The organism is Actinomadura fibrosa (assembly GCF_900659615.1).
Taxonomy (GTDB): domain Bacteria; phylum Actinomycetota; class Actinomycetes; order Streptosporangiales; family Streptosporangiaceae; genus Spirillospora; species Spirillospora fibrosa.
Genome location: NZ_CAACUY010000029.1, coordinates 26,442 through 49,417, shown reverse-complemented (window position 1 = coordinate 49,417; position 22,976 = coordinate 26,442). Strand labels below are relative to the sequence as shown.

The following is a 22,976-nucleotide window of genomic DNA, read 5'->3' as shown; positions in this document are numbered from 1 at the left end:
CTGTGGACCCCGTGCGCAATCCCTATGCCCCGGGCGCCGGGCAGCGCCCTCCGGAGCTGGCCGGCCGCGACCGTGAGCTCCAGCAGTTCGAGGTGGTCCTCGAACGGGTGGCCCGCGGCCGTCCCGAACGCAGCATGATCATCACCGGGCTGCGCGGGGTGGGCAAGACCGTCCTGCTCAACGCGTTCCGCTCGATGGCCATCCAGCGGCTGTGGGGCACCGGCAAGATCGAGGCCCGTCCGGAGCAGTCGATCCGCCGGCCCGTTGCCTCGGCCCTGCACATGGCCGTCCGCGAGCTGGCGCCCCGGCACCGCGCCCCCGACCGCATCGAGGCGTTCCTCGGCGTGCTCAAGGCGTTCGCCCAGGCCGGCGAGGAGCCGTCCGGCCGGGGCAAGGCGCGGGCGCACCGCTGGCAGCCCGGCATCGACGTGCCCGCCTCGCGCGGCCGCGCCGACTCCGGCGACCTGGAGATCGACCTCACCGAGCTGTTCGTCGACGCCGCGTCCGTCGCGACCGACGTCGGCGCCGGCATCGCCCTGTTCGTCGACGAGATGCAGGACATCCCCGCCGACGACGTGTCCGCGCTGTGCGCCGCGTGCCACGAGCTGTCGCAGAGCGGCGGCCCGCTGATCGTCGTGGGCGCCGGCCTGCCGCACCTCCCGGCCGTCCTGTCGGCCAGCAAGTCCTACTCCGAGCGGCTGTTCCGCTACGCGCGCATCGACCGGCTCGACCGCGAGTCGGCCGACGTCGCGCTGCTGGCGCCCGCCGAGCGCGAGGAGGTCACCTTCACCGAGGACGCCCTCGACGCGCTCTACGGGGCCGCCGACGGCTACCCCTACTTCGTCCAGGCGTACGCCAAGGTCGTCTGGGACGTCGCGCCCGACACCCCCATCACCGCCGACGACATCAAGGTCGCCGCGCCGGAGGCCGAGAGCGAGCTCGCGGTCGGCTTCTTCGGCAGCCGCTACGAGCGCGCGACCCCCGCCGAGCGCGACTACATGCGGGCGATGGCCGGGCTCGGCGACGACCCCGTCTCCACCGCCGCGGTCGCCGACCAGCTCGGTCGCAAGCCGTCCAGCCTCTCGCCCGCCCGCGACGGCCTCATCAAGAAGGGCCTCATCTACAGCGCCGAACGCGGCATGGTCGCGTTCACCGTCCCGCACTTCGGCAAGTTCCTCCGCTCCCAGCCCACCTGACCCCGCACGACCCGCTACATCTCTCTACGCTCCTCTAGCGTCCTCGCTAGAGAGCCGTAGGAAGCCGCATCGAACACCTTCCTCAGGTGAATATCCGGCTCTCTAGCGCTGACCGTAGAGAGTCGTAGATTCTCCTTGCCTTTTTTCTGCCTTTCTCTAGGCACTTCTACGTTTCCCGCTAGAAAGCCTTAGAGAGTCGCAGAGGAGGGCACTGAACCGGTGGATGTTACATGGAGTGAGATGGGTATAACCCCCGGTGCATCGCGCCCAGAGCGGGCGCGGAGTCAAGTCGGGGGGAACATGAGCAACGCGCAGGATCGATTCCGCGGCCAGGACCCGGACGACGCCTACTCGTCCGAGGAGACGGCGGCCGACATGGGATCCCTGGAGGACGAGGGCTCGGTGGGGCGCCATGCCCGCGGCCGGTCCGACGCCGACAGCGGGTACGGGGCCGACGACGACCTCATGCCGGACCGGGGCGACGAGTCGATGTCGGACATGGGAAGCCGCGGATCCGGGCGGGGCGGACGGCACGGCTCCGACCGGAACGATTTCGAGGACGACCAGATCGACGACGAGTTCTGAGCATCCCCGGCCGAGGCCGGGACACCGAGCAGTCAGGGGCCGCATCCGCACAACCGGATGCGGCCCTCACCGCGCCCCTGGCCTCACACTCACGCGAGCGCCCTCACGCCCGCGGCCGATCAACAGACTCGCGGCTGATCAACGGCCGCGCGCCTTCACCGCGCGCGTGCCCTCACGTCGGCGTGTACTCAGCGGTTGGGTGCCCTTACCGCTCCCGCCCCCTACCGGTCGCGCGTGCCCTGCCGGTCGCGTGTGCCTGCCGGTCGCGTGCCCTGCCGCTCGCACGTGCCTACCGGTCGCGCGTGCTCTGCTGGTGGCGCGTGTTCTGCCGGTCGCGGGTGGCTTATCGGTCGCGGGTTGGGGGTGGGCGTAGGGCGCGGACCTCTAGGCGGGAGAACGGGTCGGGTGTGTGCGGTAGGAAGCGTCCCAGCTGGTCGAGGGCCTCGTCCACGGCCCTTAGCAGTTGGGTGTCCGTGCCGTTCGCGTGGTCCTGCGGCGTGATGTCGACCTCGATGTCGGGGTCCGTGCCGTAGTTCTCGACGCGCCAGCCCACGTCGTCGAACGCGAACGAGAACTCCGGCTGCGTCGTGACCGTCCCGTCGGCGAGGCGGTGCCGCGGCCGGATCCCGACGACGCCGCCCCACGTCCGCCGGCCGATGAGCGGGCCCAGTTTCAGCAGCTTGAACGCGTGGCTGAAGATGTCGCCGTCCGATCCGGTCCACTCGTTGGTGAGGGCGACCATCGGGCCGCGCGGCGACTCGCGCGGGTACGGCGTCGGCACGCCCCAGCGCGGGTAGTTGTAGCCGAGCCGCCGCCGGGACAGCTTCTGCAGCAGCAGCCCCGACACGTTGCCGCCGCCGTTGAAGCGGACGTCCACGATCAGCGCCTCGCGGTCGTGCTCGACGAGGAAGCCGCGATGGAACTCGGCGAACCCGTCCGGTCCCATGTCGGGGACGTGGATGTAGCCGACCCGCCCGCCCGTCCGCTCGTGGACGAGGGCGCGGTTCGCCGTGACCCAGTCTCGGTAGCGGCCCGGCCGCTCGTCCGCCAGCGTCCGGACGGTGACGGTGAACGGCTCGGCGTCGCCGCGCCGGATCGTCAGCAGCACCTCGGCGTCGGCGAGGTTCACGAGCCGCGCGCCCGGGACGACCCCGCCCGGCGCGACCGGCTCACCGTTGATGGCGATCACCGCGTCGCCCGGCCGCACGTCTACGCCGGGCCGGTTGAGGGAGGACGTGGTGGCGGTGTCCCACGGGTCCCCGTCGATGATGTGGTCGATGACGAAGGCGCCGTCGCGGACCGCCCAGTCCACGCCGAGGAACCCCTGGTCGTACACCGGGCGGCGGCGGTACTCGCCGCCGCTCTCGAACGCGTGGCTCGTGCCGAGCTCGCCCTGCATCTCCCAGAGCAGGTCGGAGAACTCGCCGCGGGTCGTGACGCGGTCGACGAGCGGGAGGTAGCGCTGGTAGACGGCGTTCCAGTCGACGCCGGCCATGTCCTCGTCCCAGAAGTGCTCGCGCTGGAGCACCCACGTCTCGCGGAGCATCTGGCGCCACTCGACGGCCGGGCACACCGACACCCGGACGCGGCCGAGGTCGATCCAGCCGCTCTGCCGGCCGGGCGCGTCGTCCTTCGGCTGCTCGCGTCCGGCCGTGACGAGCCGCAGCCGGGAGCGCGAGCGGTAGAGGACGCTGACGCCGTCCCGCGCCGGCCAGAAGTCGCCGACCTCGCGCAGCCACGTCCTCGCCTGCTGAGTGCCGAAGTCGAACGCCTCGACACGGCCGAGCGGCTGATCGTCGCCGCGCGCGCCGCGCACCGGGAAGATCGAGTACAGGACCATGTCCCGGAAACCCGCGATCCGCCCGTAGCGGGCCTCGCCGACGGGGAACGCGACGACCCGCCGCTCGATGCCCTCGAAGTCGATTCTGAGGTTCGCCTCCGCACCCGGCTCGACGCGCACGCCGGGTTCGACGTCCGCGCCGGGTTCGACGTCCGCGCCGGGTTCGACGGCCACGCCCGGTTCGGCGTCCGTGCTGGGTTGGACGGGTGTGCCGGGTTCGGCGTCCGTGCGGGGCTTGTTGTGTGTTTCTGGGGCGAGGCGTGCGCCTGGTCCGATGGGCGCGTCCCGTCCGGGGGAGGCGGACCCGTCAGAGGTGGGCGGCCCTCCGATGCCCGCGGGCGTAGTGCGTGGACCCGGCGGTGCGCCTGCGCTCGGAATCGGTGCTTCCGTGTTCTTGGTTTCGGAACTCGGCCGGGCGGGGGCGTCGCCGCCGAGCGGTCGTGCCGCCGGGACGAACGGCGACGGCACGTCGCGGCGCAGCGTGACCGCGTACGGCCGGGACCCGAGCGGGAAACCGCGGTCGAACTGGAGCGAGTCGCCCACCGGGTCGAACTCCCGTCGTCCGATGAAGTAGAGCAGGCGGCCGTCCGGGTCCCAGGCCGGGGCGCGGTCGTGCAGGACGGGCGCGGTGACCGGCACGGCGAGGCCCGTGTCGGCGTGGCACACCTTGATCGCCGTGGTGCGGGCGGTGTCCGGGCAGGCGTAGGCGATCCACTCGCCGCCGGGTGACCACACCGGCCCGGTGATCGCCCCGTACGGGCTGACGTCCAGCGGGACCGGGTCGAGCGTCCCGCCGCCGACGTCGAGCAGGTACAGCTCGTTGCGGTGGTTGGTGAAGGCGAACCGGTCGGCGGCGGGGGAGGGCGCGAGCTCCAGCACCCGCCCGACGTCGCCGGACGTCTCGGCGTGCGCGACGTCGCGGCGGCCGTCGGCGGTCAGCACGACGAGGCGTTCCCTGCCGTCCTCCCCGGACGCCGCCGCGATCAGCCGCCGGTCGTCGTTGAACCAGGTCAGCAGCCGGTAGCGGACGCCGTCCTCGCGCCCGTGCTGGCGGACGGGCCCCTCCCAGGCCGGGAACGAGTACGCCTTGCCGCGGGTGGTGATCGCGAGCCCGTCGCCCGCCGCGTTCACCGTCGCCGAGTCGAGGTAGTCGGCGGCGGAGACGAACCGCCGGTTCCGCTGGGTGCGGGAGCTGCCGATTTGCACGTCGAGCCGACGCGGCCCCGGCCCGGCCGGGTCCAGGACGTAGAGGTCGGCGGCGGCGTGGTAGACGAGCCGGTGCCCGTCGTCGGCGAGGTTGCGCGCGTAGTAGTCGCGGTGGTCGGTGTGGCGGCGCAGGTCTCCGCCGTCCGGCAGGCAGGAGTAGACGTTCCCGATGCCCTCGTGGTCGGACAGGAAGTACACGCGGCCGCCGACCCAGCACGGCGCGGCGAGGTTCCCGTCCAGCGCGATCAGCCGGCGGAACGCGCCGGTGCCGCCGGGGTCGATCCACAGGTCCCCGGCGGTGCCGCCGCGGTACCGCTTCCAGCGGGCGGGGTCGGCGGTGTTGCGGCCGATCACGACGCCGCCGCCCGGACCGTGGGAGACGCTGTTCGCCGGGCCGTACGGCAGCCGGGCCGGGATGCCCGCGCCGCTCGGCTCGATCCGCAGCAGCCGGTTGTCCCCGGCGAACGGCCGCCGGACGTCGCTGGCGTAGACGATCCCGCCGGACGGATCCCAGCCGGTGATCGTGCACGACGTCCCGTGGAAGGTCAGCCGCCGCGCGGTACCGCCCTGAGCGGGCATCACGTAGACCTCGGTCGGGCCCTCCTCGCGCCCGGCGAACGCCAGCAGCGTCCCGTCCGGCGAGAGGCGGGGGTAGGCGGCGGCGGCCACGCCCGCGGTCAGCCGGTAGGCGCGCCCACCCTCCGCCGGCACCGTCCACAGGTCGTCTTCGCAGACGAAGACGACGTCGTCGCCGCGGATCGACGGAAAGCGCAGGTATCCGCCGGCGGTGCCGGCCTCCCCCGATGCCATGGTCCCCCCGAGGACGGTCCTCCCCCGGCGGCCGTCCGTCCACACCCGCCGCCCGCCGGACCCGAAGGATCTCTATGCCTCTATTGGACGCGTCCAAGACCGGGTTAGAGGAGTGCAGACAGCCGCTCCGCCGACCGCGCGGCGCGCTCCTCCTCCGGCGCGTCCGCGCGCTCGGGCTGGACGAACGCGGCGAGGACGGTCCGGTCGCGCTCGGCGGTCGAGACGGCGAACACGACCTCCATGTCCCGCTCGTCCACGCGGGCGCCGAAGGCAATGAAGCGCCAGCAGCCCTCCCGCCACACGTCCAGCGGAACGGCACTGGACACGACGTTCTCGTGCGCCGCCCACGCCGCGCTGTCGTAGAGGGACGCGTACGTCTCCGCCAGCGGGCTGCGCCGACGCTCGCACGGCATCACCGTCCGCCCGCGGCCCCGGCCGTTCCGCCGCCGGTACCGTTCCAGCAGCTCCGACAGCTCGGGGGAGAGCGCCGCGAACAGCGCCAGCTCGACCAGGAGCACGAGGCCCATCCGCGCCTGCACGTCGCGCAGCGCCTGGAGCCCCGCGAGCGGCGCGCCGATCGAGGCGGCGGCGGCGCCGGTGAACAGCACCGCCCGCAGCACGCTGCGCCGGTCGACCCGCCGGTGGCTCAGCCCGCCGAAGCAGCCGCACCCAGCGTCCGGGCGGCGCACCCGCAGCTCCCCGACCACCCAGGTCGCGGCGGCGAACGCGACCGTGGTCGCGAGCCGCACCGACATGTGCGACGTCACCAGCAGCGCCAGCCCGAGGACCCCCTCGCCGACGCCGAGCCCCGCGTTCATCCCCCGGACGCGGCGCAGCGCCGTCAGCCGGCCGAGGCCCGCCGGCACCGGGACGCCGTGCACGCGGTCCGGGGCGTCCGCCGCGCGTTCGCGAACCGTCAGCTTCGCCAGGCACGCGGCGAGCAGCACCGCGGCCAGCAGCAGAACCTGCGTGTTCTGGAACGCCGTCACCATCGTCCGGCCCTCCCCTCCTCGGCCGGAAGCGGCGCGGCGGACGCCCCGGACGTCCCGGGTGCTCCGGGCGTTCCGGGCCGCACGAGCGCGTTGAAGCAGCCCGCGTCCAGGTCGCCCCCGAGCGACACGAAGGCGGCCGGCGTCAGTTCGACGATCCGACCGCGCGGGGACGTGCCGCACTCCACGCAGCGGTCGCAGTATCGGGCCGCGACGCAGCCGCACTCGATCACCGGGACCGTCGCGGTGCGTCCGCTGCACTCGTTGTGGACGGCCACGTCGCTGCCCAGCGACAGGAACGGCATCGCCGCGCACCCGGACGGCGCGTCGGCGCACCCGCCGCCGTCGCCCTCAGGGTCGACGGCCGGATACGCCGCCCCGTGCCGTCCGGCCGCACTCCGCACGGACGGCCGCACCTGCTCCCCGGCACCGGTCGCGAGCCCGCCGTCGCGCAGGTACGGCCAGGTGCCCTCGTACACCCCGGCCCGGGCGGCCTGCCCGGCCTGCGCCGCCGCGCCGATGAACCCGAACCAGGTCGCCGTCCCGTGCAGCACCTCCGGGACGGGCGCGGACGCCTCCGGCGCGGCGAGGTCGTCCGCCCGGTAACCCGGCTGCGACGTTCCCGGACGCACCGCCTGGAGGACGCCGCCCGCCCGCACGCAGATGACGTCGATCAGGTAGCCGGGCTCCAGCCGCGGGTGCCTGACCAGCACCCGTTCCAGGGCGTGCGGAGGGATCACCACATGGGTCCGCCCTCTGTGCGGCCCCATGTCCACCTCCACGGTGTCCCTCCCGCACGCCAGGATCGTCCCGGTGACCCGGCCGATGTCGACCCAGACCCGGTCGGCGCCGAGCCCGTCCCCCTTCGGCCGAACGATCACCTCGCGGCCCGGGCGGAGCGCGGCGAGGCCCCCGCGCCCGCCGTGCCAGACGGACGTCCCGTCCGACATGGGGAGCCGGATCTCCGCACCCACCGGGAACCCGGCACCCGCCGCGAAGCCTGGAGCCGCCGCTTCCGGGCCGCCCGTGTCACTCGTTCGGCCCGCGCCGCCCCCCGCGCCTGCCCGGCTCGTGCCGCCGGTGCCACCCACCGGGCACGTCCCGTCCGGTGCGCCCGTGTCACTCCGCGTGCCCGTGTCACCCGGCGTGTCCGAGGTGTCCGGGTCCGCCGCGCCGGTCGCGCCTGTGATCCTTTGCGCGTCCGGGGCGTCCGGATGGCTCACGGCGCCGCCGTACGGGGCGTCCGCGCGGACGACGAGCAGGTGCGGGCTGGCGTCCAGGATCGTCCCGGTGACGACGTCCAGCGGCGGCGCGGCCCGCTCCGGCAGGCCGCCGCGCCCCGGTGCGGAGGCTCCGAGCACCGCCGCGCGATGCCGGCGGCGCCTCGCTTCGCGGCGGCGGGACAGCGACATGGCGGCACTCCGGCGTTGATCTTCACTCGCGGTCACGGCTGTTAGGACGGCGAGTCAAGGTTCACGCGCGGTGACGCCAGTGTCGACGGATTTGTCGCGATAAGTCGTTCGGCGGAGGAGGTTCGACATCCTCGGGATGAAGATTGTGCACTGGTTGACCCGAAAATACGCGCAGAGTAGACCCGTAATGACGAACTAGCTGCGATCGTCAACGGTACCGGGAGCCCGCTCAGTCAAGATCCCGGATCGGTCCGGCGGCGGCTCCACGGCCCCTGACACGGGGGGTGAGGTGAACGGGACGAGGCACGAGGAGTTCCGCGCGTACGTCGCGGAACGCGGGCCCGCCCTGCTCCGCGCCGCGATGCGGCTCACCCCCGACCGCACCGAGGCGGAGGACCTCGTCCAGGCCGCGCTCGCCAAGACCTACCTCGCCTGGGACCGCATCCACGACCGCGCGGCCCTGGACGGCTACGTCCGGCGGGCCATGGCGAACACGCAGATCTCCTGGTGGCGGCGTCGCAAGCTGGAGATCTACCCGACGGACGAGCTGCCCGACCGGCCCGTCGACGACCACACCCGGCGCAGCGAGCTCCGCGACGCGCTCGGCCGGGCGCTCCGCCGGCTCCCCGAGCGGCAGCGCGTCACCCTGATGCTCCGCTACTACGAGGACATGTCGGAGACGGAGGTCGCCCACGTCCTCGGCGTCAGCGTCGGGACGGTCAAGAGCACCGTCTCCCGCGCCGTGGCAAGGCTCCGCGACGACGGCGCGCTGGGCGACGACTTCCCCGGCCCTCCACCCCCACACTCGTAACCGCCTCCTGGCGGCGGGGAACGTCCACCGGACGGATCAGCGCGAACCGTGACCGCGTCAAGGGCTGACAATCCGGGTGCTGAGCGGCAAGAATCCGGTTCTGGAATCCGCTGCGAGCAGGAGGCGCGCCGTGTGGAGCACCATGCAGGATTTCCCGCTGACCATCACCTCGATCATGCGCTACGGCACGTCGGTCTTCGGCGCCACGGAGGTCGCCACCTGGACCGGTGACGGGACCCGCCGCCGCACCTACGCGGAGGTCGGCGAGCGCGCCGCCCGGCTCGCGGGCGCGCTGCGCGGGCTCGGCGTGGACGGCGACCAGCGCGTCGCCACGTTCATGTGGAACAACGCCGAGCACCTGGAGGCCTACCTGGCCGTCCCGTCCATGGGCGCCGTCCTCCACACCCTCAACCTGCGGCTCTTCCCCGACCAGCTCGTGTACATCGCCAACCATGCCGAGGACAGGGTGGTCCTCGTCGACGGGTCGCTGATCCCGCTGCTCGCCCCCGTGCTCCCCCAGCTCAAGACCGTCCAGCACGTCATCGTCGTCGGCGCGGGGGACACGGCGCCGCTCGCGGACGCGGGCAAGGACCTTCACTCCTACGAGGACCTGCTCGCCGCGGCCCCGGCCGACTTCGACTGGCCTGAGATCGACGAGCGCTCCGCCGCCGCGATGTGCTACACGAGCGGCACCACCGGCAACCCCAAGGGCGTCGTCTACTCGCACCGTTCCGCGTACCTGCACTCGATGGCGACCTGCACGGGCAACGCGATGGGGTTGAGCGCCACCGACACCGTCCTGCCGGTGGTCCCGATGTTCCACGCCAACGCCTGGGGGCTGCCGTACGCCGCGGTGATGGCCGGCGCCGCCCTCGTGATGCCCGACCGCTTCCTCCAGGCCGAGCCGCTCGTCCGGCTCATCGAGGCCGAGCGCCCGACGGTCGCGGGGGCCGTCCCGACGATCTGGTCGGACGTCCTGCGGCACGCGCGCGAGCACGGCTCCGACCTCGGCTCGCTGCGGCTGGTGCCGTGCGGCGGGTCCGCGGTCCCCGAGGCGCTGATGCGGGGGTTCGACGAGATCGGCGTGCGGATCGTCCAGGCGTGGGGGATGACCGAGACGTCCCCCGTCGCGACCGTCGCGCACCCGCCCGCCGGGGCGACCGGCGAGGACGCGTGGCAGGCCCGGGTGACCCAGGGGCGCATCCTCGCCGGGCTGGAGATCCGCATCGTCGGGGACGGGGACGTGGTGCTCCCGAACGACGGCGAGGCGGTCGGCGAGGTCGAGATCCGCGGGCCGTGGATCACCGGCGCCTACCACCTCGACGAGGACCCCGGGAAGTTCCACGACGGGTGGCTGCGGACCGGCGACGTCGGCACCCTCTCGTCCGACGGCTACCTCGTCCTGACCGACCGCGCCAAGGACGTCATCAAGTCCGGCGGCGAATGGATCTCGTCCGTCGAGCTGGAGAACCACCTCATGGCGCACCCGGACGTCATCGAGGCCGCCGTGGTCGGGGTCCCGGACGACCGCTGGCAGGAACGCCCGCTGGCCTCCGTGGTCGTCCGCGACGGGGCCGCGGTCACGGCGGCGGAGCTGCGGGAGTTCCTGAGCGGCCGCATCCCGAAGTGGCAGCTGCCCGAGCGCTGGTCGTTCATCGCCGAGGTCCCGAAGACGAGCGTGGGCAAGTTCGACAAGAAGGTCCTGCGCCGCCGCTACGCCGACGGCGGGCTGGACGTCGAGCGCGTCGACTGAATCGCCCCCTCCCACGAGCGGAGGAAGGCCGGATAGCCGGCGGCGAAGCCGTCGAGCGCCCGCTCCGCGTCCGCGGTGAGCGCGGTGAGGTCGTAGCTCACCTCGACGTCGCTGCCGCCGTCGCCGTCACCGGTGAGGACGACGGTCACCGTCCCCGCGCGGTGGCCGGGCGTCACGCGGGCGTACGAGAGGCGGCGGCCCGGTTCGTGGACGAGCACGACCCACGTGGTCGTCTCGCCGTCGTGGACGGTCTCGAAGACCGTCCCCGGGCCGCCGTCGTCGCCCGCCGGGAACCGGGGCCGCCAGCCGGGCACCCACCGCTCCTCGCCGCGCGGCGTGAACAGCCCGAACGCCTCCTCGGGCGGCAGCGCGACGCGGAGCCGCCCGGTGAGCCTGCGCCGGGCGCTCATCGCTCGGTCAGCCCGTGCGCGTCGGCGGCGGTGAGCGTCAGCCCGTAGACCGCCTTGAGCTGCTGGATCTTCCCGAGGGTCTCGGGGGAGAAGGGGGTGACGCCCTCGAAGGCGTGCAGCGCGATGCCCTCCACGAGGTCGCCGAGGGACATGTCGAGGTACTCCGCGAGCCCCTTGAGCACCTTGAGGACGTTCCGCTCCACGCGCAGTCCGGTCTGGACGCGATCGACTGTTACCATGGTACCAAGATAACAGACTGGAACGTGAAGGTGACTCAAATCTGACTCGAAGTCACGGGCCCCGTCGTCACGGAGAGATGCGACGAACGACCCCGCTGTCACCGATGCGGGTTATTTCAAGGATCAACTGGTGCGAACGGTGTTACGGGGTGTATGCAAGGTGGGCTGATTGTCCGGACAGCCCCGTTCGGGGCGGACGCCCACGCCGCTGCCGGGAGCGTGTATGCCGAGGTTGTCCCCCGCTCAGACCACGGCCGACCGAGCGTTGGTCAAAGGGCTGAACGACGGCGACGAAACGGCCTTGGCCGCGCTCTACGATGAGTACGCGGAGCGCCTTTACGACTACGCATTGTCAATGACGGCGGACGAGAAACTCGCCGGCGACATCGTCCACGACACCTTCATCGACGCCTGCCGCCGGGCCCCGCGCATGCGCGACCACCTCCACCTCAGCTCCTGGCTGTACGGCGCCGCCCGGCGCCGCTGCATCCGCCGGGGCCGCGAGCCGGAGCTCTACTGGGACCGGACGGACGACTTCTCGGACGCGCCCTTCATGGACCGCGCCGACACCCCCGCCGCCGACACCACCGCCCCCGCCCCCGAGAGCGCCGAGTCCGAGTGGCCGCCTTCGGCCGAGCTGCATGATCTGCTCCGCGCCTCCCTGGCTCGCCTCGACCCCGCCGACCAGGAGGCCGTCCTCCTCGCGTTCCGGCACGGGCTCCGTCCGGCCCGTCTCGGTGCCGCGCTCGGCCTGTCGGCTCGCCGGGTGGCCATCCGCGTCCGGCGGGCACGGGACGAGATGGAGGCAGCTCTCAAGGCCGAGTGCCTCCAAGCGAACCTCGCGTGCGCCGCGGATCAAGCCGTTGAGCCCCGCCGCGCAGAGTCCTCTCGCGCCGAGAAGACCGGGGCCTCGGGCATCGCCGTCCTCGCGTCCCGAAGCCAGCCCCCCGGACGGGAGAGGAACTCCGACCACAGCGGAACCTCCGACCTCACCCGAGTCTCCGACGAAACCCGAAAGACCCCCGATCAGCCTCAGGCGTCCGGCCAGGTCTATGAATTGGGGCAGGCGCGGGACGCCGTCACCGCCATGCGGCGGACGTCGGCCGTGAATCGCGGTTCTTCGCGGCGCGGGCCGCTCTCCGGTCCGCTGTGGGAGACCTTCCACCGGCGCGGCGAGGTCGTTCCCGACCCGTCCGGCGACCGGGAGCTTGGCGAGCATGTCGGCGGATGCGCGGCCTGCCGGGCCCGCTGCCAGGTGCGCGCCGTCGCGCTGCTCGAACGGGCACCCGCGCCAGTGCTGCCCGCAGCCCTGCGGCACCGCGTCATGCACACCGCCACCGACCCCGAGCTGGCCGGACACCGCGCCGACATCGCCGCGCGCGGCGGCACGCTGACGCCGGAGGGCCTGCCGAACCAGCCCGACGTCCCCTCGCCCTTCACGCGCCGATGGCTGTTCACCGGCGGCGGGATGGCCGGCGCGCTGGTCGCCGCGGTCGTCGCCGCGCTGATCATGGGGCCCGGGATCGGCAGCGCGCCGTCGTGGCTGCCCTTCCCGGCGCACCCGCAGCCGTCCATCACCCATCAGAAGCCGTCGCAGGGCTCGGGGCACAGCCCCGGCGCGCCCACCGGGCCGGGCGGCGCGGCGCAGGGGCGGCCGGGCGCCGCCCCGCCCGCCAGCCCGCAGACCGAGACCGAGGCTCCGAAGAGCCCGACGCCGACGACCACGACGGCGCCGACCCCGTCCACCGCGCCGACGCCGCCCGGTGATCTCGTCATCGCGCCCGCCAAGGTCGAGCTCTACGGCAAGAAGACCGCGCAGATCCGCCTCGCCGCGCGGAGCGGTCCCGTCACCTGGACGGCGATGACGTCGACGAGCCAGCTGATCCTGTCGCAGATGCAGGGCGGCATGCCCGAGGACGGCTCGCTCGACCTGACCATCACGCTCCGGACGGCCCTGATCGGCCTGCCCGGCCAGGGAACCCTCACCTTCACGGACTCCGAAGGCGCCACTCACCAGGTCACCGTCACGTGGGGTGCCACGATCCTCTGACCTCCGCCCCGGGCGGCCTGGGGTCAGCCGTCGGCCGGGGTTCCCGCCAGATGGTCGCGGATCGTTTCGAGCTGCTCGCCCAGGGCCGCCTGGACGCGGGTCTCCATCGCCCGCGCGATGAACGGGTCGACGACCATCTTCACGAGCGGGCGCATGCGGCGGACCATGGCGGCGGTCTCGGCGACGTCCTCGCCGGTCAGAGCCGCCGGGTCGGTCGCGCGATGGAAGACGTACTCCTCGACGAGGTTCACGAACCGCCCGGCGATCACGTCGCAGTCGTCGCGGATCTGCTCGGCGATGTCGAGGACCGCGTCGAGGGGGATCCCGGCGGCGACCAGCTCGGCGCCCACGTGCAGCAGGCGCGGGCTCGGGACGCGGAACACGTCGCCGTCGGGCTCGATCAGGCCGAGCTCGATGGTCCGCTGCCGGACGCGGGCGACCTCGTCCTCGTCGAGCCCGGCCCCGAAGATCTGGACGAGCTCGTCGTAGGTCGCGGTGCCGGGGATCTCGTCCGACCACGGGTCCGTCAGGACCTTCTCCAGGCCGAGGACCTCGCCGACGTCCTTGCCCGTCTCCCAGGCCGACAGCAGGTCCTTGATGATCGCGAAGGTGTAGCCGCGGCCGAGCAGCTTGCCGATCATCCGCAGCCGCGCCAGGTGCGAGTCGTCGTAGAGCCCGACCCGGCCCTCCAGGCGCGGCGGCGGCAGGAGCCCCCGGTCCTGGTAGGCGCGGATGTTGCGCACCGTGCTCCCGGACGCCTGCGCCAGTTCGTCGATTCGGTACTCGACCATGCCCCGCCCGCCGGACTCGTCCACCTTGACCGCCGTGATCTTACTTCGGCACTATTGTTACATTGACTGATGACACATAAAGGCGGCCCCGATGGCGGACCCCCGCGTGCCCCAGGATATTGAGGGGACCCTGCTCGGCGGCCCCATGCGCTACACGCGCAAGGAAGTCGAGACCCTCGCCGGCGTCTCGGAGGACTACGCGCTCCGCATCTGGCAGGCCCTGGGCTTCCCGACGCCCACGGACGACGAGGTCGCGTTCACCGACGGCGACGTGGACGCCCTCCGGGAGATCCGGGAGCTGCTCGGCAACGACCTGGTCGACGAGGACCTCGTCCTCCAGCTCGTCCGGGCCGTGGGCCAGACGATGGGACGGCTCGCGAGCTGGCTCGGCGACGTGTGGCTGAAGCGGCTCGGCGACGAGTACCCGCCGGACGAGCCCGTCACCTCGGAGATCGTCACGGCCGCGCTCGCGGCCACCGAGGAGCTGCGCCCCGCGTTCGAGCGCCTGCTCCTGCACGGCTGGCGCCGCCAGCTCGCCGCCGCCGGGATGCGCGCCGCCGCGACCACGGCCGCCGCGAGCGCCGATCCGGCCGCGGGCGTCGCGAACCTCGCCGTCGGGTTCGCCGACGTCGTCTCCTTCACGCGGCTGAGCCGGCAGCTCGACGGCGACGCCCTCGCCGCCTTCGTGATGCGCTTCGAGACCGTGGCCGGCGAGATCGTCGCCGAGCGCGGCGGCCGCGTCGTCAAGACGCTCGGCGACGAGATCCTCTTCGTCGCCTCCGATCCCGGCGCCGCCGCGGAGATCGGGCTCAAGATCGCCGAGCGCTTCAACGAGGACCCCGACTTCCCCAAGGTCCGCGTGGGGATGGCGTACGGGGAGGTCATCCTGCGGCTCGGCGACGTCTTCGGCACCCCCGTCAACCTGGCCGCGCGCCTGACCGCCACGGCCTATCCCGGGACGGTCCTCATCGACGCCGCCCTGGCGTCCGCGCTTCCCGACGGGGCGTCCTACGACGTCTCGTCGCTGCGTCCGCGTCCCTTGCAGGGGCTGGGCAAGGTCCGCCCGCGGGTGCTCCGCCGCCCGTCGTCCCGCCAGCGCTCCCAGGGCGACCGCGCCGACTCCTAGAAGGACGGCTGCGTCCCGGCGGCGGACGCCTCCACGGCCGCGTCGAGCTGCGCCGTCACCCGGTCGAGCGTGCGCCGGAGCTGCACCAGGTCGACCAGGTCGAGGCCGGTCGCCTCCAGCACGTGCCGAGGGATGTCGACGGCGCGGTCCTTGAGCTCGGTGCCCCGCCGGGTGAGATGGACGGAGACGGACCGCTCGTCGTCCCGGCTCCGCCGCCGCTCCACGAGCCCGGCGCCCTCCATGCGCTTCAGCAGCGGCGACAGGGTCCCCGAGTCGAGGCGCAGCCGTTCGCCGAGCCGCTTCACGGTGAGACCGTCCGCCTCCCACAGGGCCAGCATCGCGAGGTACTGCGGATAGGTGAGGCCGAGCTTGCGGAGCCGCGTCCGGTAGAAGGCGTCGAAAGCGCGGGAGGTGGCGTGCAGGGCGAAGCAGACCTGCACGTCCAGTCTCATGTACTCGTCGCCGGGCGTCCCCGTCATGGGGCTAGTCTACGTTGGCGCCCATTGAGTTGCGCACAACCGAAGATCGGCGGTCACCCCTGGACTCGTTCGGCAAGGAAGTCCGCCCAAGTGCGCCGGCCCTTGTCGGCGCCTTCGAGGGTCAGGTTCTCGCCCGCCCGGTACACGCGTCCGGCGCGGCCGGGGATGCGGACGGGCAGCATCGGACGGCGCTTGCCGAGGGCCCGCAGGTAGTCGCGGCTGAGGTCGCTGAGCTTGTGCACCTCCGGCCCGGCGAGGTCGGGCACGCGTCCGGCGGGCTCGCCGAGCGTCAGCTCCGCGATCCGGGCCGCGACCTCGCGCGAGTCCACGGGCTGGAACCGGAGCCCGCCCGGAGCCGGAACGATCGGCGACTTCGCCATCGCCTTGACCGTGTTGAACGCGAACTCGTGGAACTGGGCGGCGCGCACCGTCGTCCAGGGGACGCCCGACTCGGCGATGATCCGCTCGGCGTCGAACTTGCGCCGGAAGTAGCCGAGGGGGACCCGGTCCGCGCCGATGACCGAGATGTACACCAGGTGCCGCACCCCGGCCCGCTTCGCGGCGCGCACCAGGTTCCGGGTCGCCTCGTCGTCGCCCTTGGGGCCGCCGGCGAGGTGCACAACGATTTCAGCGCCCTTCACGGCGTCGTCGACGCCCTCGTCCTTCATCAGGTCGCCGGTGACGTACTCGACGCCCGGCTCGGGCTCGCGGGCGTGCCGGCTGAGGACGCGCAGGTCGCGTCCGGTATCGCGCAGGAGCGGGACGACGAGGCGCCCGAGGGTCCCGGTGCCGCCGGTGATCAGGATGGGTGATGTCATGGTTCCTCCAGCTTTCGCGGTTTCACCCCCTTGAACCCGCGCGCGGAAGGAATGTGACAGGTGGCCGACGAAGAATCGCTGGCGCTGCTGTTCGAGGAGCACCGGCCCCGCCTGCGGTCGGTGGCGTACCGGATGCTGGGCTCGGTGAGCGAGGCGGACGACGCCGTCCAGGACGCCTGGCTGCGCGTGAACGCCGCCGGCACCGCGGACGTGGAGAACCTCGCCGGGTGGCTGACCACGGTGGTCGCCCGGGTGTGCCTGAACACGCTGCGCTCCCGCGAGCGGCGCCGCGAGGACCCCCTCGACGTCCGGGTGCCCGATCCGATCATCACCCTCGACGGGGGACCCGAGCAGGAGGCGGTCCTGGCCGACTCGGTCGGGCTGGCGCTGCTGGTGGTGCTCGACACCCTCGCCCCGGCGGAGCGGCTCGCGTTCGTCCTGCACGACATGTTCGCGCTGCCGTTCGAGGAGATCGCGCCGATGGTGGAACGGTCCCCCGCCGCGACGCGGCAGCTCGCGAGCCGCGCCCGCCGCAGGGTGCGGGAGCGGGCGCCCGTCCCCGACCCCGATCTCGGCCGCCAGCGCGCGGCCGTCGAGGCATTCTTCGCGGCGGCCCGCGACGGCGACTTCGACGCGCTCGTCTCCGTCCTCCACCCGGAGGTCGTGCTCCGCTCGGACGGCGGCACGGTCCGCGCGGCCCAGACGGTCGTCCTCAACGGTGCGCGCACCGTGGCCTCTCAGGCGGTCACTTTCGGACGGCTGTCCCCGCTCGCGCGTCCGGCGATCGTCAACGGGACCGCCGGCGTCGTCGTGCTCGGCGACCGGAAGCCGCTCTCCGTCATGGCCTTCACCGTCGTGGACGGCACGATCGTGGCCATCGACGTGCTCGCCGACCCCGACCGGCTGGCCCGGCTCATGTGACCCCACCGGACCCCTGGTGCCCAACGGTCAGGAATCGAGAAGCGTCCGCCGCGGCTCCGGCCCTACCGTTCAGGCATGGACACCGACAGCCGACCCCGGCCTTCCGGCGACGGACGCCTCATGACCATGCCGCCGGCGAGGACGGCGCGGCGACGGTCCTCGCCGCGGCCGGTCCGGCGCCCGGCCAACGCCAACGGGCGGAGCGTGGCGCGGCCTGGCGCGGCTCAGGCGGCGCCGCGCGGCTCGGGCGGGACGTACGATGCGCCTGTGACGAGCAGCAAGCCCTCCGACGAGCAGCGCCTGCGCGACCTCGCCCTCCTGCGCCGCGTCCGCGACAGGATGGACCGCGAGTACGCGCAGCCGCTGGACGTCGAGGCGCTCGCCCGCGGCGTCAACATGTCCGCCGGGCACCTCAGCCGCCAGTTCCGCCTCGCCTACGGCGAATCGCCCTACGGCTACCTGATGACGCGGCGCATCGAGCGCGCGATGGCGCTGCTGCGGCGCGGCGACCTCACCGTCACCGAGGTCTGCTTCGAGGTCGGCTGCGCGTCGCTCGGCACCTTCAGCACCCGCTTCACCGAGCTCGTCGGCGTGCCGCCCAGCGTCTACCGGCGCCAGGCGGCCGACGCGACCGCCGGGATCCCGTCCTGCGTGGCGAAGCAGGTGACCAAGCCCGTCCGGGCCAGGCCGGGCGGCGACCGCGCGCCGGCGCCGGTCCCGGGCTCAGCCGGTGACGCGGCCGCCGGACACGTCGATGGTCAGGCCGGTCAGCCAGGAAGCGGCGTCTGAGGCCAGGAAGAGGGCGGTCTCCGCGACGTCCTCGGTCGTCCCGAGGCGCCGGAGGGGATGCATGGCCGCGACGCGTTCCTGCACGTCGGCGGGCATGTTCGCCTCGACCTTCTCCGTCCGGACGGACGACGGCGCGATGCAGTTGACGCGGACGCCCCCGGGCCCGGCCTCCGTGGCGAGGTGCCGGGTCAGCATGACCAGCCCGGCGTTCGCGACACCGTAGGCCAGGTTGGCCTGGCTCGGCTGGCGCCCGGCGGCCGACGACATCGTGATGATCGAGCCGCGGCCCCGGTCGAGCATGCCCGGCAGGAACGTCCGGACGGTCAGGAACGCCGACGTCAGATCGGAGTCGATGACCTGCCGCCACCGCTCCTCCGTCAGCTCCGCCGACGGGACGGGGAAGCCCTGGCCTCCGGCGAACGCGCAGAGGACGTCCGCCGGCCCGAGCTCCGACTCCGTCCGGCGCCGCACCTCCTCCAGCGCCGCGGCGCCGGTGACGTCGGCGGTGACGGCGATGGCGGTCCCGCCCGCGGACGCGATATCGGCGGTGACGGCGGTAAGGGCAGCCTCGTCCCGCCCGACCACGCATACCTTGGCCCCCTGGTCCGCGAAGGCGCGGGCGGTCCGGGCGCCGATGCCGCGCGAGCCGCCGGTGACGACGACGACCTTGCCGCGAAGGTCGGAGTAGGTGCTGAGCATGTCGATCGCCTTTCCACGAGTGATCGTCCGGGTCAGGAGGTGGCGGCGTCGGCGGCCGGGGCGGCACCGGTGCGGCGCGCCGTGCGGGTGAGGGGCATCGCCGCCGCGGCGAAGACCAGCCAGATCGTCCCGCCGAAGCGGACGACCGGCAGCAGGTAGCCGAAGCCGGAGCCCAGCAGGGTGAGAGTCGAGAGCGCGCCGGCGGCCGCGATGACCAGCCCCGTCCAGGTCAGCGTGCGCGGCAGCAGCCGGGCGAGCAGGCCGGTGACGGAGATCCCGGCGGCGAGCAGGCCGAAGGCGACCGCGAACGCGGGACCGCCGGTGAGGAACGCCAGGTCGGCGAGGGCGCGGGCGAGGACGGGAGGCGCGTCGTCCGGCAGCCGCCCGCCCGTCCAGCAGAAGATCCCGCTCAGCGTCAGCGCGGCGGAGGCCAGGATTCCGCCGACCAGCGTGATCGCGGAGCCCGGCGCGGTGATGCCCAGGGCGCGCAGCCGGCGGTAGAGCACCGCCGCGGTGATCGCCAGCGGCACGGCAGACGAGAACAGCAGGAACGCGCCGACCTTGACCGTCGTCGCGTGCCCCTGGGCGTACCGCAGGACCTCGGCCCCGGACGCGTCGGGATGCGGCGTGGACCGGTTGAGCACGACGTATGCGACGGTCAGCGCCGCGTAGGCCAGCACCGGCATGAGGAGGGGCGGCCCTGACTGCGGGCGGCGGGACCGCTGCGCGCGGCCCGGCTCGGATGCGGTGATCATCATGTCTCCTTCGAGGGAACGACTCCGTACACGTTCGATAATGATTACAAAGTAGAACGATTGTCAAGCGGGTACGATGTCGCCATGAGTACGAACGACGACGGCGCACGGCCCCCCGCCCTCGGCGGGGTGGCGTTCCTGCTGGCCCAGCTCGGGGCGCACGCGGCCGACCGGTTCGCCCGGCGCATCGCCGAACTCGACCTCACGCCCCCGCAGGCCGGCCTCCTCCGGATGCTGGCCCACGCCCCCGGCCGCAGCCAGCGCGAGCTCGCCGGCGACCTGGGCATGCCGCCCAGCCGCTTCGTCCCGTTCGCCGACGAGCTGGAGGGACGCGGCCTGATCGAGCGCCGCCGCAACGCCGAGGACCGGCGGCTCTACGCCCTGCACCTCACCGAGCAGGGCCGGGAGATGCTGGGCGAACTCGCCAAGGCGGGCATGGCCCACGAGCAGCAGATCACCGAGTCGCTCACCCCGGAGGAGCGCCAGCACCTGGCCGAACTGCTCCGACGCATCGCCGACCACGAGGGCCTCACACCCGGTGTCCACCCCGGCTACCGGCGGCTCCGCACCGGCGCCTCGGGTCGACGCCCCGCCTCGCCGTCCAGGGCTCCGTGATCTGCTCACGCTAACTATGAGGTCAGCGGGGTAGCTACAGGCAGTCAGTCAATGATGACGGAAAGGAAAGCCTGTGAGCCGCATGCTGGCCGGTCGGCTGAACGTGACGACGCGGACCTTCGCCGTCGAGGAGGTGGACGTCCCCGAACCCGGCCCCGGAGAGGTCCTCGTCAAGGTCGCGGCCGCGGGCGTCTGCCTGTCGGACGTGCACCTCATCGAGGGGATGCTGCGCCCCCTCTACCTCCAGGGCGACACGGTGACACTCGGCCACGAGGTCGCCGGCACCGTCGACAGGCTGGGCGAGGGAGTGACCGGCCCGCGCCCCGGCGACCGCGTCCTCCTCCAAGCGGGCGAGGAACGCGACGGCGTCGTCCACACCCGCGGCGTGGACTACGACGGCGGCTGGGCCGAGTACGCCCTCGCCACGGTCGACACACTCGTCCCCATCCCGGACGATCTGCCCTTCGACCAGGCCTGCTTCATCCCCGACGCGGTCTCGACGCCCTGGGCCGCGATCGTGGCGACCGCCGAGGTCAGACCCGCCGAAGCCGTCGGCGTCTGGGGCGTCGGCGGGCTCGGCGCGCACGGCGTGCAGCTGCTCCGCCTCGTCGGCGCCTACCCGATCCTGGCCTTCGACCCCCTGGACGCCGCCCGGCAGCGGGCCCTCGCCTTCGGCGCGGACCTCGCGCTGGACCCCGCCGACCCCGACCTGCCCGCCAAGGTCCGCGCCGCCACGTCCGGCCTCGGCCTGCGCGCCGCGTTCGACTTCGCGGGCGTCCCACCCGTCCGCGAGCAGGCCGCCGCGTGCCTCGGCCCCGGCGGGCGGCTGGTCCTGGTCGGCCTCACCGACAAGCCCCTGTCCCTGGCGGACGGCACCCGCTTCAGCTACCTCCAGCAGCAGATCCGCGGCCACTACGGCTCCGCCGCCGAGCACGTCGTCCAGCTCGTCGACCTCGTCCGAGGCCACCGCCTCGACCTCACCCGCTCGGTCAGCGGCACGTTCCCGCTGGCCAAGGCCGCCGAGGCCGTCCAAGCGCTGGAGAGCAAGACCGGGAACCCGATCCGCCTGATCCTCAGCCCGTGACCACGGACCGTCCGGCCCCACGACCTGCCGGCGCCTCGACGCGCGCCCGCGCCAGAGCACCCCCGACGAGCAGCAGCGCCAGCACCAGGAGCGCGACCGGCGCCAGGGACGTCACCGGCCCGTCCAGAACGGCCGCCCGCAGCCACGAGTCGCCCAGCCTGCACACCACGCCCGGCAGAGCGGCGACGGTGGCGACGAAGGCCCGGCCGAGGTGCAGCACGTCCAGCCGGGACGCCGGCGCGAGCGCGATCAGCGGGAACACCAGCGCCTCGTACCACGGGTAGTAGACCGGCGCGGTGATCACCCACGCCAGGCAGATCGCCAGCGCGGGCCCCGGCCACGGCGGCGCACCGGTCGGCAGCCGCAGCAGCGCGGCCCCGGCGACCACCGCCAGCGCGAGCGCCCCCCAGGTCAGCCAGCCCGGCGCCGACCCCGAAAGCACCAGTTGCCACGGCGTGTTCCAGGACGGCATGCCGCCCCGCCGCACCACCACCTCGATCGCCGACGGACCGACCACCGCGTACCCCGCCGTCAACGCGGCCACCGCCCCGGCGCCCAGCACCGCCAAACACCGCGGCGAGCGCCGCAGCGTCCACACCATCCCGGCGCCCACCAGCACATACGGCAGCTTCACGCCGGCGGCGGCACCCAGCAGCAGCCCGGCGGCGGCCGCGCGCACCAGTCCGGCCCGTCCCCTCAGTGCCGTGCCCGGACCAAGAACGGCCAGCCCCCCGACCGCGAGCGCGGCCGCCAGACCGTCCACATGGGCACCACCGATCAACGCCCACAGCAGCAGCGGGTTGAGCGTCCACAACAGATGCACCCGGACGCGCCGCGCCCCGGCCAGGCGGTTGAGGCACAGCGCCACCGCGAGGAACGCGATACCGTTCATGATCTTCAACCACAGCACCGTCCGGGCCGCCGACGTCCCGCCCAGCTTGGAAGCCGCCCACTGCGCGCCCGTCGCGACCGGCCCGTACACCGAGGGGATGTCCTCCCACTCGCGCGGCGCCAGCACACCGACGGGATCGCCGGTTCCCCGGAAGTCTCCGGGCGTCGTGACATGCGGATTGAGGCCCAGCACCGCCATGCGCCCGTAGGCGGCATAGTCCATGGGATCGGTCGTCCCCATCGGCGGCGCCGCGACCAGCAGGACGACCGCCCCGGCCGCCCCAGCCAAGACCGGCCCGCTGCGCGGCCGCCACCCCCGGTGAAGCGCGAGCAGCCCGGCGGCCGTCCCGAGCGTCCCGACGATCATCGAGGCCCACAGCAGCACGGTGACCGACAGGTCAGGCTCCGGCGACCACCCGAGGCGCGGGAACAGCCCGGCGCCGTCCATCGTCGGAACCGCCGCGGGCGGCCGGCACAGCCCGATGAGGATCATCCCCGCGACACTCACCGCGACCCCGCCGAGCGCCGCGGCCCGCGGCAGCCTCCACGCCTCCCGCCCCGTGATCACATCGGCAACGTAAAGGCCGCACGTGAACGCGGCACCGCACCCCCATTGAGCGCACCAGACCACCGAGTGACAGCCCTCAGGACGCCTGCGCCTCCTCAGCGTCCTCGGCATCTGCGCCTCGGGCGGCTACGCACTGACC

The 22,976-nt window shown here is 73.4% G+C and carries 21 protein-coding genes; 10 read left to right on the top strand and 11 right to left on the bottom strand.

The genetic code is table 11. The annotated features are described in order from the left end of the window. Window positions 1-11 precede the first annotated feature (11 nt). Window positions 12-1,196 (top strand): ATP-binding protein, encoded by a 1,185-nt coding sequence (locus E1300_RS13450; RefSeq protein WP_242619131.1) that lies wholly within the window; start codon window positions 12-14, stop codon window positions 1,194-1,196. Between the two features lie 300 nt (window positions 1,197-1,496). Continuing rightward, window positions 1,497-1,781: a hypothetical protein gene (locus tag E1300_RS13445; RefSeq protein WP_131757317.1), complete on the top strand. Its 285-nt coding sequence runs from the start codon at window positions 1,497-1,499 to the stop codon at window positions 1,779-1,781. Window positions 1,782-2,124: 343 nt separating this feature from the next. On the opposite strand, the gene E1300_RS52405 is transcribed toward E1300_RS13445, so the two are convergent. The 3 genes from E1300_RS52405 to E1300_RS52400 all read right to left on the bottom strand — a co-directional run bounded on the left by E1300_RS52405 (window position 2,125) and on the right by E1300_RS52400 (window position 8,038). Then, window positions 2,125-5,637 (bottom strand): S41 family peptidase, encoded by a 3,513-nt coding sequence (locus E1300_RS52405; RefSeq protein ID WP_242619130.1) that lies wholly within the window; start codon window positions 5,635-5,637, stop codon window positions 2,125-2,127. A 104-nt stretch (window positions 5,638-5,741) separates the two neighbouring features. Beyond that, a complete protein-coding gene (locus tag E1300_RS13430; protein ID WP_207399699.1) occupies window positions 5,742-6,629 on the bottom strand; it encodes a MauE/DoxX family redox-associated membrane protein in 888 nt (295 codons plus the stop codon). Then, window positions 6,623-8,038 (bottom strand): hypothetical protein, encoded by a 1,416-nt coding sequence (locus tag E1300_RS52400; protein WP_242619129.1) that lies wholly within the window; start codon window positions 8,036-8,038, stop codon window positions 6,623-6,625. The genes E1300_RS13430 and E1300_RS52400 overlap by 7 nt, the downstream gene beginning before the upstream one ends. A 289-nt stretch (window positions 8,039-8,327) precedes the next feature. Here E1300_RS52400 and E1300_RS13420 point away from each other — a divergent pair, with 289 nt between their 5' ends. Continuing rightward, complete coding sequence (locus tag E1300_RS13420) at window positions 8,328-8,849, top strand: SigE family RNA polymerase sigma factor (RefSeq protein WP_131757316.1); 522 nt, start codon at window positions 8,328-8,330, stop codon at window positions 8,847-8,849. A gap of 142 nt (window positions 8,850-8,991) precedes the next feature. Beyond that, window positions 8,992-10,602 (top strand): long-chain fatty acid--CoA ligase, encoded by a 1,611-nt coding sequence (locus E1300_RS13415; protein ID WP_242619128.1) that lies wholly within the window; start codon window positions 8,992-8,994, stop codon window positions 10,600-10,602. On the opposite strand, the gene E1300_RS13410 is transcribed toward E1300_RS13415, so the two are convergent. Both E1300_RS13410 and E1300_RS13405 read right to left on the bottom strand, forming a co-directional pair. Beyond that, window positions 10,563-11,012 carry an SRPBCC family protein gene (locus E1300_RS13410; protein WP_131757314.1) on the bottom strand — a complete coding sequence of 150 codons (450 nt, stop codon included), beginning with the start codon at window positions 11,010-11,012 and terminating at the stop codon, window positions 10,563-10,565. The genes E1300_RS13415 and E1300_RS13410 overlap by 40 nt on opposite strands. After that, window positions 11,009-11,251 (bottom strand): hypothetical protein, encoded by a 243-nt coding sequence (locus E1300_RS13405; RefSeq protein ID WP_131757313.1) that lies wholly within the window; start codon window positions 11,249-11,251, stop codon window positions 11,009-11,011. The genes E1300_RS13410 and E1300_RS13405 overlap by 4 nt, the downstream gene beginning before the upstream one ends. A 223-nt stretch (window positions 11,252-11,474) precedes the next feature. Between E1300_RS13405 and E1300_RS51515 the strand changes: the two genes are divergently transcribed. Next, a complete protein-coding gene (locus E1300_RS51515) occupies window positions 11,475-13,301 on the top strand; it encodes an RNA polymerase sigma factor (protein WP_278045356.1) in 1,827 nt (608 codons plus the stop codon). 23 nt (window positions 13,302-13,324) lie between these two features. Here E1300_RS51515 and E1300_RS13395 read toward each other — a convergent pair whose 3' ends face one another. After that, window positions 13,325-14,116 carry a MerR family transcriptional regulator gene (locus E1300_RS13395; RefSeq protein WP_242619126.1) on the bottom strand — a complete coding sequence of 264 codons (792 nt, stop codon included), beginning with the start codon at window positions 14,114-14,116 and terminating at the stop codon, window positions 13,325-13,327. A 67-nt stretch (window positions 14,117-14,183) separates the two neighbouring features. On the opposite strand from E1300_RS13395, the gene E1300_RS13390 reads away from it, so the two are divergent. Continuing rightward, a complete protein-coding gene (locus E1300_RS13390; protein WP_131757312.1) occupies window positions 14,184-15,218 on the top strand; it encodes an adenylate/guanylate cyclase domain-containing protein in 1,035 nt (344 codons plus the stop codon). Here E1300_RS13390 and E1300_RS13385 read toward each other — a convergent pair. Continuing rightward, the gene (locus E1300_RS13385; RefSeq protein WP_131757311.1) at window positions 15,215-15,697 is read right to left on the bottom strand and encodes a MarR family winged helix-turn-helix transcriptional regulator; all 483 of its coding nucleotides are present in this window, start codon (window positions 15,695-15,697) and stop codon (window positions 15,215-15,217) included. The two genes, E1300_RS13390 and E1300_RS13385, sit on opposite strands and share 4 nt — an antisense overlap. A 53-nt stretch (window positions 15,698-15,750) precedes the next feature. Next, on the bottom strand, window positions 15,751-16,515 hold the full coding sequence (locus E1300_RS13380) for an SDR family oxidoreductase (protein WP_131757310.1): 765 nt from the start codon (window positions 16,513-16,515) through the stop codon (window positions 15,751-15,753). 60 nt (window positions 16,516-16,575) lie between these two features. Between E1300_RS13380 and sigJ the strand changes: the two genes are divergently transcribed. Both sigJ and E1300_RS51510 read left to right on the top strand, forming a co-directional pair. Next, the gene (gene sigJ / locus E1300_RS13375) at window positions 16,576-17,436 is read left to right on the top strand and encodes an RNA polymerase sigma factor SigJ (RefSeq protein ID WP_131757309.1); all 861 of its coding nucleotides are present in this window, start codon (window positions 16,576-16,578) and stop codon (window positions 17,434-17,436) included. 267 nt (window positions 17,437-17,703) lie between these two features. Continuing rightward, window positions 17,704-18,225, top strand: coding sequence for a helix-turn-helix transcriptional regulator (locus E1300_RS51510; RefSeq protein ID WP_370784805.1), 522 nt, complete (start codon window positions 17,704-17,706; stop codon window positions 18,223-18,225). Here E1300_RS51510 and E1300_RS13365 read toward each other — a convergent pair. Beyond that, window positions 18,160-18,924, bottom strand: coding sequence for an SDR family NAD(P)-dependent oxidoreductase (locus E1300_RS13365; protein WP_131757308.1), 765 nt, complete (start codon window positions 18,922-18,924; stop codon window positions 18,160-18,162). The two genes, E1300_RS51510 and E1300_RS13365, sit on opposite strands and share 66 nt — an antisense overlap. A gap of 32 nt (window positions 18,925-18,956) precedes the next feature. Further along, window positions 18,957-19,682 (bottom strand): DUF4386 domain-containing protein, encoded by a 726-nt coding sequence (locus E1300_RS13360; protein WP_207399697.1) that lies wholly within the window; start codon window positions 19,680-19,682, stop codon window positions 18,957-18,959. Between the two features lie 81 nt (window positions 19,683-19,763). Between E1300_RS13360 and E1300_RS13355 the strand changes: the two genes are divergently transcribed. Further along, a complete protein-coding gene (locus tag E1300_RS13355; RefSeq protein ID WP_131757307.1) occupies window positions 19,764-20,294 on the top strand; it encodes a MarR family winged helix-turn-helix transcriptional regulator in 531 nt (176 codons plus the stop codon). 82 nt (window positions 20,295-20,376) lie between these two features. Continuing rightward, a complete protein-coding gene (locus tag E1300_RS13350; protein WP_242619133.1) occupies window positions 20,377-21,378 on the top strand; it encodes a zinc-binding dehydrogenase in 1,002 nt (333 codons plus the stop codon). Here the strand turns inward: E1300_RS13350 and mptB are convergent. Then, the gene (gene mptB / locus E1300_RS13345; RefSeq protein WP_131757305.1) at window positions 21,368-22,837 is read right to left on the bottom strand and encodes a polyprenol phosphomannose-dependent alpha 1,6 mannosyltransferase MptB; all 1,470 of its coding nucleotides are present in this window, start codon (window positions 22,835-22,837) and stop codon (window positions 21,368-21,370) included. The genes E1300_RS13350 and mptB overlap by 11 nt on opposite strands. Window positions 22,838-22,976: the final 139 nt, after the last annotated feature.